The sequence below is a fragment of the Aquimarina agarilytica ZC1 genome, from assembly GCF_000255455.1.
GTDB lineage: Bacteria > Bacteroidota > Bacteroidia > Flavobacteriales > Flavobacteriaceae > Aquimarina > Aquimarina agarilytica.
In genome coordinates this window covers 54904-68475 of the sequence record NZ_JH621258.1, presented here as the reverse complement: position 1 = coordinate 68475, position 13572 = coordinate 54904, and the positions used below count along the sequence as shown (strand labels likewise).

Annotated in this window: 11 protein-coding genes; 5 read left to right on the top strand and 6 right to left on the bottom strand. The window is 33.9% G+C overall.

The window, feature by feature from the left end:
* Nucleotides 1–13: 13 nt before the first annotated feature.
* The 4 genes from KQA_RS0209025 to KQA_RS0209005 form a co-directional block, all read right to left on the bottom strand.
* A complete protein-coding gene (locus tag KQA_RS0209025; protein WP_010180285.1) occupies nt 14–2152 on the bottom strand; it encodes a hypothetical protein in 2139 nt (712 codons plus the stop codon).
* Between the two features lie 136 nt (nt 2153–2288).
* Nucleotides 2289–4430, bottom strand: a complete 2142-nt coding sequence (locus KQA_RS0209020) for a beta-galactosidase (RefSeq protein WP_010180283.1) — start codon at nt 4428–4430, stop codon at nt 2289–2291.
* A 267-nt stretch (nt 4431–4697) separates the two neighbouring features.
* A complete protein-coding gene (locus KQA_RS0209015) occupies nt 4698–6251 on the bottom strand; it encodes a choice-of-anchor I family protein (RefSeq protein WP_010180281.1) in 1554 nt (517 codons plus the stop codon).
* A 461-nt stretch (nt 6252–6712) separates the two neighbouring features.
* Nucleotides 6713–7564, bottom strand: a complete 852-nt coding sequence (locus KQA_RS0209005) for a substrate-binding domain-containing protein (protein ID WP_010180279.1) — start codon at nt 7562–7564, stop codon at nt 6713–6715.
* A 133-nt stretch (nt 7565–7697) separates the two neighbouring features.
* Here KQA_RS0209005 and KQA_RS0209000 point away from each other — a divergent pair, with 133 nt between their 5' ends.
* Nucleotides 7698–8303, top strand: coding sequence for a hypothetical protein (locus KQA_RS0209000; protein WP_010180276.1), 606 nt, complete (start codon nt 7698–7700; stop codon nt 8301–8303).
* Here KQA_RS0209000 and KQA_RS0208995 read toward each other — a convergent pair.
* Nucleotides 8300–8650 carry a translation initiation factor gene (locus tag KQA_RS0208995; RefSeq protein ID WP_010180274.1) on the bottom strand — a complete coding sequence of 117 codons (351 nt, stop codon included), beginning with the start codon at nt 8648–8650 and terminating at the stop codon, nt 8300–8302. The two genes, KQA_RS0209000 and KQA_RS0208995, sit on opposite strands and share 4 nt — an antisense overlap.
* A 147-nt stretch (nt 8651–8797) precedes the next feature.
* Nucleotides 8798–9745 carry an isopenicillin N synthase family dioxygenase gene (locus KQA_RS0208990; protein WP_010180272.1) on the bottom strand — a complete coding sequence of 316 codons (948 nt, stop codon included), beginning with the start codon at nt 9743–9745 and terminating at the stop codon, nt 8798–8800.
* Nucleotides 9746–9963: 218 nt separating this feature from the next.
* Here KQA_RS0208990 and KQA_RS0208985 point away from each other — a divergent pair, with 218 nt between their 5' ends.
* The 4 genes from KQA_RS0208985 to mutL all read left to right on the top strand — a co-directional run bounded on the left by KQA_RS0208985 (nt 9964) and on the right by mutL (nt 13572).
* Nucleotides 9964–10449: a lipocalin family protein gene (locus tag KQA_RS0208985; protein ID WP_010180270.1), complete on the top strand. Its 486-nt coding sequence runs from the start codon at nt 9964–9966 to the stop codon at nt 10447–10449.
* 1 nt (nt 10450) lies between these two features.
* Nucleotides 10451–11149, top strand: a complete 699-nt coding sequence (locus KQA_RS0208980) for an OmpA family protein (RefSeq protein WP_029209532.1) — start codon at nt 10451–10453, stop codon at nt 11147–11149.
* A gap of 228 nt (nt 11150–11377) precedes the next feature.
* On the top strand, nt 11378–11665 hold the full coding sequence (locus KQA_RS20745) for a hypothetical protein (RefSeq protein ID WP_010180266.1): 288 nt from the start codon (nt 11378–11380) through the stop codon (nt 11663–11665).
* A complete protein-coding gene (gene mutL, locus KQA_RS0208965; RefSeq protein ID WP_010180264.1) occupies nt 11665–13572 on the top strand; it encodes a DNA mismatch repair endonuclease MutL in 1908 nt (635 codons plus the stop codon). The genes KQA_RS20745 and mutL overlap by 1 nt, the downstream gene beginning before the upstream one ends.

Sequence of the window (13572 nt, the reverse complement as noted above, 5' to 3'; positions counted from 1 at the left end):
TAGATTTATTTTCTTAATTTTCAGAGCGGTATTCATATAGTTTATAACTCGTTTCTCTTACTTTGTCAATAAGTTCGGTATAAGGATTGTCGCAAATGTCCACAAAACCTACGTTATAATTTTCACCATCACCACGGGCAGTAAAAGGCTCGTCATTGTATTGAAACCAGTGTGCACCAACAATTAATGGGTTACGTAATGCCCCCTCAATATAACTTTGGTACATTGTACCTCGTTCAGCTTGGTCCTTGGCTAATTTTACACCATAATGGAAATGACCACGATCCAAAGCGCCAAAATCAAACTCTCCAATCATAATAGGAGCATCAACACCTTCTGGTAAACCGATATTCTCTACACTGTATTCATATTTATTAAAACTCATAATGTCCATGTATTTACTCGCCGCAGTTAGTACAATATCATTATTAGCCCAAGCAAAGCGACAGCCTAGGTAATTTTGTTTAGGAGCAATGGTATTTAGACCTTCTTTAATTATTCTAAAGTAAGTATCCGCTATTTTTCCATAAAAAACAGTTAAATCCTCTTTTGCATCTTCAAATTTAGGAGCTGTAGTAGTATTTAGTAGTGCATCCCATGATGTATGCTTAGTTTTCCAAATGCTATTTAGCTTATCAATATTTATATATTTATTTTTTAAATCTTTTATAAATTCAATTTTTGCCGGTTGGCTAGCAGGACTTTTTAGTGTTCCTATAGCTAAAGAGCCTACATCACCCCATGATAATTCATTATCAACAAAAAAGCCAATACACCAAGGGTCACCAGCGCCATTTTTTTGTGTTTGCATGGATTTATTTACAATTTCTTTGAATTCAGGATCAAAAACATCATGAAAAGGCCCCCAATAACCAGTAGAGCCTACAATTTTAGGAGTTTTTAAAATCCATACGGAACCTACAAAAGGGGTTCTATGTTGCTGTGTAGCTTCTAAATCGGAAACAAAACCAATGGTGTTTAATCCCCAATCTTTTAGTCTATTGTGTGCTAAGTTTTGGAATTCACTTAACCATTTATCACCATACTTTCTACGTAAGTTGGCTTCATAAAAGTTAAAGGCAGTGTAAGGCTTTTTGTCTTTATAAAAGCCATGATCCCCCCAACTACTTTTAGAATAAAATTCGGAAAGTGAGTGTTCTTTTTTAGGAAGAAACTCAAAATAAGATTCACGATATTGTACCCCAGTAGTAGGAGCTTTTGAAGAAACACAGTTTACTCCATTTGTCCAAAATAAGCGCCCATCGGGATCTACCATCCACCATTTTCCTTGGTGTTTTTCGGTTCTAAAAAAGCCAGTAGCTTTTAGTTGAGGTCCTGCTGTCCAGCCTCCGTATTTATTACGATCTTTTGGTCCGGGATTAGTAGCAATTGCTTTTGCTTCTTTTTTAGTAATTTGCTTTAATTCTTTGTCCGAGTGTACTTTTCCTTTCCATTCTTTATGCTTGTATTGTCCATATTTATCAACAAAAGGGAAAAAACCTTTAGGATCTCTTATTTCTAATTTTTGAACAGCTCTCACATTATCAACAGTAAACTTATTTTTAGAAACCGCATAACGCGCATTAAATGATACTTGTTTAATGGCTTTTAAATCGGTTTTTATTTTACCTGGGATGCCACGCATTCCTTTCACTTCAATTTGCGGATTAAACGCCCATGGACTCCAAGCTAAGTAAACTGTTATAGTTTTACTTTCGTTAGGTTTTAAATCAACATAATCTGAACAATACCATTTTACTAAGCCATCAGGGTCATCACCAACATAAAATTCTACTTGCATTTCATTATCCCCTATATTAGTTACATCTGCTTTAACAGAATAATAACCATCTAAATTCCAATTACTGCCTTTAGGTTCTTTTAAAATAACGCCGGGTTTTGATAAATTAAAATCGGTAGCAATTTCAAGTTGATTTCCGTGGTTTGTTTTGGAAATATGGTAAGTAGCATCTTCGGAATTAATGCTAGTTTCATCTAACTCATTTTCAAAATCAAACAGCATAATTTCGTCTGAATTTGTAGTATTATTTTCTTTTTCCTGTGAAGAAATTTTGTTAAAACTAGCACTGGTAAAACTAATTATTCCAATAATCATACTATGTTTTATAAAGGCAGGTATTGTTTTATTCATGTATCATAATTTGAAGTGAAAAGATATAATGCATTGACTAAATTAAATTATACTATGTATTCATGTTAATTTTCGTTATTATCAAAAAAAGCCCCTTCGTTTGGAAGGAGCTTTTAAATCAATCAATAGGTGTTTTTTATTTAGCCGAACGCAATTCAAATAAATTGTAGGCTACCTCTTTTACTTTAGAAATAAATTCTTCATAAGGTCTATCACAAATATCTACACAACCAATATTATAATTTTCACCATCAAAACGACCAGTTAATGGTTGATCTAGGTATTGAAAATAGTGAGCACCAACAATTAAAGGGTTTTGTAAAGCTCCTTTCATATACTTTTCGTAACGAACTCCACGATCAGCTTGGCTATCAGCAGCTTTTACACCAGCGTGATAGTGTCCACGGTCTGTTGCTCCAAAATGGAATTCTCCAATCATTATAGGTTTATCAACACCTTTAGGCAAACCTACATTTTCAACACTATATTCATATTTGTTAAAACTCATAATATCCATATACTTACTAGCAGCTGTTAAAACTACATCATTGTTAGCCCAGGCAAAACGACATCCTAAGTAATTTTGTTTAGGAGCAATGGTATTAAGTCCTTCTTTTATAATTCTAAAATAGGTATCTGCAATTTTTTCGTAAAATGTGACTAAATCTTCTTTAGCTTTGGCCATTTCTGGAGCAGATGTTGAATCTGCAAGTGCTTTCCATGAAGCATGTGTAGTTCCCCATTGATTATTTAACTTATCAATAGTTTGGTACTTCTTTTTAAGGTCTTTTATAAATTCAATTTTAGCAGGTTGTGATGCAGGACTTTTTAAAGCTCCAATGGCAAGTGAACCTACAGATCCCCACGCTAATTCATTATCAATGAAGTAACCGATACACCAAGGATCACCAGCACCATATTTTTGACTAGCTACAGATTTATTTACTGCTTTTCTGAATTTTGGATCAAAAACATCATGGAATTTCCCCCAGAAACCAACAGAACCTTTAATTTTTGGCGTATCGTTAATCCAAATAGAACCTACATAAGGTGTTTTTCGTTTAGCTAAAGCCCCGTTATCAGACACAAAACCTATCGTGTTTAATCCCCAGCTACGTAAGCGTTTGTGTGATAATTCTCTAAATTTTTCTAACCAATCCTTTCCATATTTTTTGTATAAGTTGGCTTGGTAAAAATTGTAACTATCGTAAGGTACCTTATCATGATAAAAACCGTGTGTAGAGTGCTTACTTACTTCATAGAACTGTCCATATTCACTATCGTCTTTTGTAGGTAGGTTGTCAAAATATTTTTCTCTGTATTGTGTACCTGTAAAAACAGCATCAGAGGCTACACAGTTAACACCATTAGACCAAAATAAGTAACCTTCAGGATCTACCATCCACCATTTTCCATCGTGTTTTTCGGTTCTAAAAAAACCTGTAGCCTTTAATTTAGGCCCAGCAGTCCAACCTCCATATTTGTTACGATTTTTTGGTTCTGGACTAGCGGCTAATTCCGCAAGTTCTTTTTCTGCATTCTTTTTTATATCATCTGCTGTATGTGTTTTTCCTTTCCATTCTTTGTGTGCATATTGGCCAAATTTATCTATAAAAGGGAAAAAGTTTGTAGTATCTTTAATCTCTAATTTACCAACAGCTCTTACATTGTTTACCGTAAATTGATTTGGTACTTTAGCATACCTTGAATAAAAAGAAACTTCATCAATAGCAGCAATGTTTGTTTTTAATTTACCAGGAGTTCCACGCATTCCTACAATATCAAGTTGCGGTTGGTGTACCCAATCACTCCATGCTAGATTAACAGTAATCGTTTTTGATTCTTTAGGTTCTAAATCTGCATAATCAGAGCAATACCATTTAATTAATTCGTCAGGGTCATTTCCTACATAAAATTCAACTTGCATTGGTGTATCACCAACGTTAGTTACATCGGCTTTTACTTGGTAATAACCATTTAAATCCCAAGTTTTGTTTGCAGGTTTATGAATAACTAAACCTGGTTTTATAATGTTTGAGTTTGTTGACACTAACAATTGAGCTCCATTGTCATCTTTTACAACTTCAAATTTTGCATCATCAGTTTTTACAGTTGCTGCATCTATTCCATTGTTAAAATCTAATAAGACAAGCTCATTACTATTTTTGGTTTCAGTAGGTTTTACTGTTTTCTTAGGAGCGTTGTTTTGACAACTGGTCAAATTAAAAGTAAGTGCAATGAGGAGGCACTTAAATAGATTGGTACTAGTTAACTTCATTATAAATAGAATTAATTTATTTTAGGCTAAAGATATAATTATTTGCTTTTTTAGCATGGTAATTATGTATAAATAGTGCAGATATGGTTGCAATTGAAAGATTTTTCCTCTAAAACGATTTTGTTTTTGACTTTTAGTGTGAATTATAGGATAAATTTAATGACATGAATGATGAATTTACAGTAAAAAACGGTAACTATTGAAGTTAGTTACCGTTTTAAAACTCAAGAGAAAGTTTTGGGTTAAGTTGGTTGTAAATCGTAAAATCTATTTTGAAAAAATAACAAGTTTACCGAAATCACCACCATTAGCATCTTCAATTACAAATTCCTTATCGGGAAATTCATTACTTACAATTAATAAGTCTTTTCCATTTGGGCTATCCATGGCAGGAACCACAGTTAATCCCTCCGGTGAAGTGTTTGGTAAGTTTTGTAAAAATACAGGAGCTGTGGGATTTGAAATATCGTAAACAAATACATTTCCACTTCTTTCTAAACCTACAAAAGCATAAGTAAAGTTGCCTATAGTGTAGGTAACTACAGCTTCTGGTTCGGTGCCTTTATCATCACTTCTACTTTCTGGGTAGGTTCCTAATTCTACTGTTTTTTGGGCTAATGAATTTCCACTATCATAAACTAGGGATCCATCGGTAGTCCAAATTGAAAAGGAACGTCCACCGTAAGCAAAAATCTGCTCAAATTTACCATCACCGTCTGCATCACCATTAGCGGTAGTTACTTTTAACCTCCCTAAGTTTTCATTTTTTTGTAATGTTTCGGCATCAGGGTATACAGTTTCATCTAAAACCAAATCTTTAACTCTTACTTCTTCACTAAATCCATCATAATCTCTGGCATCACCTTCATTGGCTGTAATGATATATCCCACACCATTTGCAGTAAAATAATCAATAGCATCTGGCATATAAAAACTTTTTACATTCCAGTTGGCTGGAGAAAAGGCATCATCTTTATCGCTAACATCATAGGCGTTCGCAAGATCATTAAAATCTTTAGTTCCTAAAGGTAAAATGTCTGTAATAGTTTGTGTAGTTAAATCAACAACAGCAATACCATTGTTTTCCTGTAAAGCGACATATGCTGTTTTAGAGTCATCGGCAACAGCAATATATTCTGGTTCTACATCAACATCAAGTTCGTTTATTTTTCCGTTAGTTTCACCAAAAACCCTAAAACCTTTTTCTTCTAAGTTAGCCTCTTGACTATTAAAAGCAGTGAAATCTAAAGTTTTAATTGTTTTGTTAGCAATAGTTATAATGCTTATAGAACCTTTAGGATCTATGGTGTTTTCATCATTAGGCTCCCCTTCATTGGCAGATAATATATATGTTCCATCTGGAGAAAAGGTAACCATATCAGGCAAAAAACCAGCTTTTACATTAATTATTGGCGTAGTTAAGTCTTTGGTGTCAAAAACAACAATACTTCCTTCGTCGGCATTTTTGTCCTTGCCTTCAATTGCTACCGCAAGCATTCCATTTTGTACAGCTACACTATTTAGGTTTTTTCCATAAATGCTGATGTCTATGTTTCCTGCTAGCTTAGGGGAACTAACGTCTGAAATATCAATAACCTCTACTAGCTTGGCCTCAGTGTTTGTTGAAAAAACTTGCTGAGTTACTTTGTCATAAGCACTAATTTCTGGAACTCCTTGATTGGATACTTGAATGCTAGATATTTTAGTGAATTCGGTTTCAAATGGATTTTCTGCAGGAGGCAGACCAGCGATATCATCATTTTTACATGAAAGCACCGTGGTAACCGTTGCAAAAACAATAGATTTATAGATTAGTTTCATAGTAGTTGTGTTACTCCTTTTAGAGGTTGTTTTCTAAAAGGAATGTTAATGAACTACAAATAAAAACTACTTAAGTATATTTTTTAAGAAGTGTTTTTTATGAAATTGTAAATAAAAAATTATTTATTGAAGTAGTGATGTTAGGTAAATGTGATGAAGGTTAATTTAATGGTTTTCAGTTTTGAGTTGTCAGTTGTTAGTTTTGAGTTGTCGGTTATCAGTTGTATATACCTAAATAAGATTGACAGTTTTATTAATTATTTTTTTTGTTGTTAAAAATAGTATCAATAAGTTTTTTCTTTTTTTGAAATTTAATTTCATTCTCAAAGCTATTTTTAAAAGCCAAAAGCCAAAAGCCAAAAGCCAAAAGCCAAAAGCCAAAAGCCAAAAGCCCAATGTGCATCCTCAAAATCGGTTAACCACTTTGATAAAAATATCTTTTAAATGTTTATTATTTGAATTTACATATTATAAACTAAAGAAGAATAATCTACCTTTTTGTCAATAATATCAAGATCAAATAATTGGTTTTGAATCTTAGTTAAAGTATCATTACTAATTTGTTGTTGACTCCATTCGGTAATGTTTAACCACTTTGTAATGTCTTCTAATTTTTGCTCGTAACGCTCGGCTAATAATTCTGCAATATTTTCTTTTTGTTTAAAAGTGGTAGTTTTGGTATTAATTACCTGAAGCATTTTTTGAATACTTTCGGGTTCTTGCTCTAAAAGTTCTTCGCGAACTGCAATCACAAAACAAGGCCATGGGGTAGGACAGTCTCCAATTCTTCGGAAAGTTCCGTTATCTACTAAAGGTTTTGTGGTAAAATGTTCCCACATAAAATAATCAGAAGTTCCTTCATGTAAACTTTTTATAGCGCCATTTAAGTTTCCCACTACCTCAAATGAAAGTTCATTGGTGTTCCAAGCCTGTTGTTGTGCGTTTACATAGGCCATTAAATGCGATCCAGATCCATAACGACTTATAGCTGCTTTTGTATTTTGAATATCGGTAATCTGTTTATAATTAGATTTGGCATCTACATGAATCCCCCAAATTAGTGGCGTTTCAATGTAAGTTTGTACAATTTTAGAAGGATTTCCTGCGATACTATCTTTTACAAAACCTTCGGTAAGTATAATGGCTACATCAATTTCCTTTTCGCGTAAAGCCTTACACATCGCTCCTGTACCTCCAGGGAAATCTTGCCAAGTAACTGTTAGGTTTTCTTTTGAAAAATTTCCATTTTCGATAGATAAATGCCAAGGTAAATTGAAATGTTCTGGTACGCCACCTACTTTTATTTTTTTCATTTGTTTTTGATATTAATTGAAAAGATGTTTCTTGTTTATGCGGCTAGGGTTGAGGGTTGTATGTAAGGTTAAATAAGAGCATTCGAGATTATTAATAATTATTATGTGATAGAACAATAAGTTAATTCAGATTTTGTTTCCGAAACTACCAACTACCAACTACCAACTACCAACTACCAACTACCAACTACCAACTACCAACTACCAACTACCAACTACCAACTACCAACTACCAACTACCAACTACCAACTACCAACTACCAACTACCAACTACCAACTACCAACTACCAACTACCAACTACCAACTACCAACTACCAACTACCAACTACCAACTACCAACTACCAACTACCAACTACCAACTACCAACTACCAACTACCAACTACCAACTACCAACTACCAACTACCAACTACCAACTACCAACTACCAACTACCAACTACCAACTACCAACTACCAACTACCAACTACCAACTACCAACTACCAACTACCAACTACCAACTACCAACTACCAACTACCAACTACCAACTACCAACTACCAACTACCAACTACCAACTACCAACTACCAACTACCAACTACCAACTACCAACTACCAACTACCAACTACCAACTACCAACTACCAACTACCAACTACCAACTACCAACTACCAACTACCAACTACCAACTACCAACTACCAACTACCAACTACCAACTACCAACTACCAACTACCAACTACCAACTACCAATATTAGCCTCCAACACGTTTTACGTTATATTTTTCTTTTTTCAGAATTTCCATAATCTTATCTCGGTAATTTCCTTGAATAATGATTTCTCCATCCTTGACTGCGCCACCTACGCCACATTTCTTTTTTAATAATTTGGCTAGTATTTTTAAATCGTCTTCACTACCAATAAAACCTTTAACAATAGTAACTGTTTTACCACCTCTACCTTTGTTGCTAAAATGTGCTTCTAAATATTGTTCATTAGGGGCTAAATTTTCATGATTATCATCAGTTTCAAAATCAAAATCCTCGTTAGTAGAAAATACAAATCCACCTAAATCTTCCAAACCTAATTTTTTCTTTTTTGCCATATTTTTTTAGTTGGGGGGTGAGTTGTCAGTTTTCGGTTGTCTGTTATATTTATTTGAATAAAACAAAGTTAATAGTAAGAATGAATTTTTATTTAAAAATCATTCTATTTTTTTTTAGAAAAAAATATTTTTACTCACAACTCACAACTACTTTATCAATCCAATAGCCACTAAACGTTCGTATAAAAAGTCACCAGCTAAAATATCATCATGCGCTTTAGGGTGTGTTTTGTCAATACAGGCTTCTAAACAATTTAAAGGCATATCTAGGCGAGGATGCATAAAAAATGGAATAGAATAACGCGGTTCGTGCCAACTTTCTTTTGGAGGATTGATTACCCTGTGTATGGTTGATCGGAGTTTGTTATTTGTCAAACGTTCTAACATATCCCCAACATTAATAACTAATTCATTTTCATGAGGTGCGGCATCAATCCATTGTTCTTGTTTATTTAATACTTGTAAACCACCAGTGGAAGCCCCCATTAAAAGTGTAATCAGGTTAATGTCGCCATGGGCACCAGCTCTAATAGCATCTTTAGGTTCTTCGGTAATAGGCGGGTAGTGAATAGGGCGTAAAATACTATTCCCGTTGGTGCTCCATTTATCAAAATAAGTTTCCGGGAGTTCTAAATACAAAGCAATAGCTTTTAATAAATATTGGCCTGTTTTTTCAAGCATTTTAAAAGCTTCCATTCCAATTTGATTAAAATTTGGAAGTTCGGTAACCTGGATGTTTTTATGATAATCCTTAGTATATTCAAGATCGGGTTGTGGTTCCTGTCCAAAATGCCAAAACTCCTTTAAGTCTGCTTTTTTGTGGCCAACAGCTTGTTCTTTTCTAAACGAAGTGTATCCACGTTGCCCGTGGAGTTTGGAGATTTCATAAGCTTTTTTAGTAGCCTTAGGTAAATCAAAAAAAGCTTTAATTTCTTTATAAAGTTGAGTAGTTAGTGTTTCTGAAAGAAAATGATTTTTTAATGATATAAAACCGATTTCTTCAAAGGCATTTCCCAATTGGGTGACAAATTGTTGTTTTTCTGAAGGGTTTTTGGATAAAAATAGAGACAGATCTAGACTAGGAATCGTATGCATAATTAGTATTCGTTAAGCTACTGCTAAATTACTATTATTTCATTTTTAAATCCGAATTATGCTATAGATTTTAAAATCCAATTTATGGATATAAATAAGACCAATGACAGGTTAATATTTTGGCTGATGATGTTGAGGTACTGTTAATGTTATTTGAATATAGGTTTATTAATCGTAATTTGTAGCTAATGAATATGCTAACAAATACTATTTGATCTATGAATATTTATAATAAATTAGGAATATTAGGGGCATTATTGTTACTTACATTGGCATGTAAGAGTACGCAGCCTATACGGCAAGCTGAAAAAACATTAAAAGGAAATTGGACATTAACCGATGTTTCATACAGTAGACCAGGAACTTTTAACGTGAAATTATATAATGATGCAGGTGCTAATTGTTTTAAGGGGAGTGTTTGGCAATTTGTTCCAAATAATAATACAGGAACGTATCAGTTTTCTACGGATGGCTGTGATACTTCTATAAAAAATATAAAATGGACAATTCCATTGCAAGGGGCGCAAGATACCTATAGTTTTATGATGAAACCACTCACGGTAAAAAAGAAAAGTATTGAAGGGAACAAAGGCTTTAGAACAACTTTAGAAAGTTTGGGGGCAACTCAAATGATTTGGTCTCAAAAATTACAATTTGAGGGGAAACCTTTTAAAATAACTATGAATTTCACAAAAAATGAATAAGATGAGAATGATATTAAATAAATTAGGAGTCGTATTAATTTCGGCAAGCATGTTAGTAGGCTGTAAAGCGGTGCAAAATGCGAATAATACACAAAAAGGAGCTGGAATTGGAGCTGTTGGAGGCGCTGTACTAGGAGGTATTTTAGGGAATAATATAGGAAAAGGAGGTAATTCGGAACTAGGAGCAGTACTTGGTGGTGTAGTAGGTGGTGTTGCTGGGGGTATTATTGGACGTAAAATGGATAAGCAAGCAGAGCGTATAGAAGAAGAAATACCAGGAGCAGTTGTAGAGCGTGTGGGCGAAAGTATTAATGTGATTTTTGATGAAGAAAGTGGGATTTATTTTGATACTTCAAAATCAAACATCAATGCAAAATCTGAACAAACCTTACAGCGTTTACAAAAGATACTAGCGGATTATGCCGACACAAATATTTCTATATCGGGTCATACTGATAGTAGTGGAGCAGAGGCATACAACTTACAATTGTCAAAAAACAGGGCAGAATCGGTAGCTGCATATTTAAAAACTCATGGCTTAGATCCTTTGCGTTTTAGTGTGCAATGGTATGGAGAAACAAAGCCAAAATATGATAACAGTACGGCAGAAGGGAGAAGCAAAAATAGAAGGGTAGAGTTAGGCATTGTAGCTAATGAAAAAATGCAAAAAGAAGCTATAGAAGAAGCTAAAAAGCAATAGGTTGTAATTTAAAACGTATCCTATTTATAATTATGTTGAAAAATGCCTCTAATTTTGAGGCATTTTCTATTTTGTTCTACGTGGTTTTAAGTAAATTTGGGGATTACATTTTTAATAGAATCGCTCTAAAATTTGAAGTTGTTTTTCTAATGGCTTGATTTTTGTAGATTTTATTCTTTAGGTTAAAAAGGAATAGTAGTTGTCTAATTTTGAAGGAAATTCATATTTATGGGATTGTTGACAAGGCGTAAAAACAAAAAATTTAGTTATACCCCGCGTTATTATAAAAACGAAAAGGAGGGAAGTCCCTTTGAAATTAATCAAAAATTTGATAGCTACCGTAATACCATAGAACCCGCTAAGGGTTTAAAAGGTAAATTCTCAACTGCATGGGACGAATATCGAAGTAATCCTAAGAGTAGTGCAAATAAAAGAGTCTTATATATTTGTATTGTACTACTAGTTCTTTTTTTATTTATTATAGATTTTGATCTATCCATATTTTTTAAACGCTAATGTCCGATATTATTCAACTTTTGCCTGATCATGTAGCCAATCAAATAGCTGCAGGTGAGGTAGTACAACGTCCAGCATCGGTAGTGAAAGAATTATTGGAAAATGCTATTGATGCGGGAGCTACACATATCAACTTAATTATAAAGGAGGCTGGTAAAACACTTATTCAAGTAGTGGATAATGGTAAGGGTATGAGTACTACCGATGCCCGCTTATCATTTGAGCGCCATGCCACCTCAAAAATAAAAACAGCCGAAGATTTATTTGCACTTTCCACAAAAGGTTTCCGAGGTGAAGCTTTGGCTTCTATAGCAGCAATTGCGCATGTAGAACAAAAAACAAAGCAAGAAAATCAAGATTTAGGGACACATATAAAAATAGAAGGGAGTGAGGTGATTTTGCAAGAGCCTTGTGCCACACCAAAAGGAACTACTATTTGGGTTAAAAATTTATTTTTTAATGTGCCTGCTCGTAGGAATTTTTTAAAATCTAATGCGGTAGAGTTACGTCATATTATTGATGAATTTCATAGAGTAGCTATGGTGCATTGTAATGTGCATTTTGAGTTTTATTCTAATGGGAATGAAGTATTAAATTTGCCAGCAACAAATACGCGCCAACGATTGGTGCATATTTTTGGAGGTAAAACAAACGAAAAATTAGTCCCCGTTTCCGAAGAAACCGAGTTAGTTACTATTTCTGGTTTTGTAGGGAAGCCAGATTTTGCAAAAAAAACAAGAGGTGAACAATTCTTTTTTGTGAATGATCGTTTTGTGAAAAGTCCTTACTTACATCATGCCGTGATTTCTGCATTTGAAGGCTTGTTAAAAGATAAGAGTTATCCAAGTTATTATTTGTATTTGAGTGTTGATCCTAAATCAATAGATATCAATATACATCCGACAAAAACAGAGGTGAAGTTTGACAATGAACAATCACTATATGCAATTTTACGAGCAACTGTAAAGCATAGTTTAGGGCAGTTTAATATTGCGCCTGTCTTGGATTTTCAACGTGATGCAAGTATGGATTTGCCATACGAGCAAGTGAAAAAGACGATTAGTGTTCCTAAAATTGAAGTGAATAGAGATTTTAATCCTTTTGCTACTGAATTTGAAAAAGAAGCACCGCGTTTAAAAGCACTCAAAACCGAAACACCTAAAAGTAGTAATACTACATTTGTGTCTAATTTTAAGGCTAAAAAAACAGATGATTGGGAAGCCTTGTATTCGGGCTTAAATAAAGCGACTGAAACTATTGAACCTGCAACGGAATTTTCTAAATTAGAATTTGAAAGTTCTGCAAATACGGTGTCTATGTTTGATAAAGCTTCAGCGGAAGCGGATAAAACGCAAACAGTTTATCAGTTGCAACGAAAGTATTTGATAACCACCATAAAAAGTGGTTTGGTAGTGGTGCACCAAAATAGAGCACACCAACGCGTGTTGTATGAGGAATTTAGAAAACAAATTAGTTTGTCAAATGCAGTAAGTCAGCAATTGTTATTTCCGTTGGAACTCACTTTTTCTTCAACAGAAATTGCGTTATTAAAATCATTAGAAGCACATTTAGAACACGCAGGTTTTAATTTTAATACATTTACCGAAGAAGGAGTTTCTATACAGGGAATACCACCGGTAATTACCGAAAGTGAGGTGTCTATTATCTTAGAACAACTTATTGCAGATATGGAGCAGGAATTACCCGATACTGGGTTTTCTCAAATAGATGTTATGGCAAAGTCATTAGCAAAAAGTGCAGCAGTAAAAACAGGAGTTGTATTGGAAAACGAAGCACAGAAACATATGGTAAATCAATTATTTGCCTGCGAAGAACCTAATCGCGCTCCAAATGGAAAAACAACTTTTATTACATTAGGGGTTGACGAATTAGATAAAAAGTTTTAG

Bases quoted from the DNA above. Each gene is read 5' to 3' on its own strand.
- KQA_RS0209025 (WP_010180285.1), bottom strand. From the start codon at position 2,152: ATGAATAAAACAATACCTGCCTTTATAAAACATAGTATGATTATTGGA.
- KQA_RS0209020 (WP_010180283.1), bottom strand. From the start codon at position 4,430: ATGAAGTTAACTAGTACCAATCTATTTAAGTGCCTCCTCATTGCACTT.
- KQA_RS0209015 (WP_010180281.1), bottom strand. From the start codon at position 6,251: ATGAAACTAATCTATAAATCTATTGTTTTTGCAACGGTTACCACGGTG.
- KQA_RS0209005 (WP_010180279.1), bottom strand. From the start codon at position 7,564: ATGAAAAAAATAAAAGTAGGTGGCGTACCAGAACATTTCAATTTACCT.
- KQA_RS0208995 (WP_010180274.1), bottom strand. From the start codon at position 8,650: ATGGCAAAAAAGAAAAAATTAGGTTTGGAAGATTTAGGTGGATTTGTA.
- KQA_RS0208990 (WP_010180272.1), bottom strand. From the start codon at position 9,745: ATGCATACGATTCCTAGTCTAGATCTGTCTCTATTTTTATCCAAAAAC.
- KQA_RS0208985 (WP_010180270.1), top strand. From the start codon at position 9,964: ATGAATATTTATAATAAATTAGGAATATTAGGGGCATTATTGTTACTT.
- KQA_RS0208980 (WP_029209532.1), top strand. From the start codon at position 10,451: ATGAGAATGATATTAAATAAATTAGGAGTCGTATTAATTTCGGCAAGC.
- KQA_RS20745 (WP_010180266.1), top strand. From the start codon at position 11,378: ATGGGATTGTTGACAAGGCGTAAAAACAAAAAATTTAGTTATACCCCG.
- mutL (WP_010180264.1), top strand. From the start codon at position 11,665: ATGTCCGATATTATTCAACTTTTGCCTGATCATGTAGCCAATCAAATA.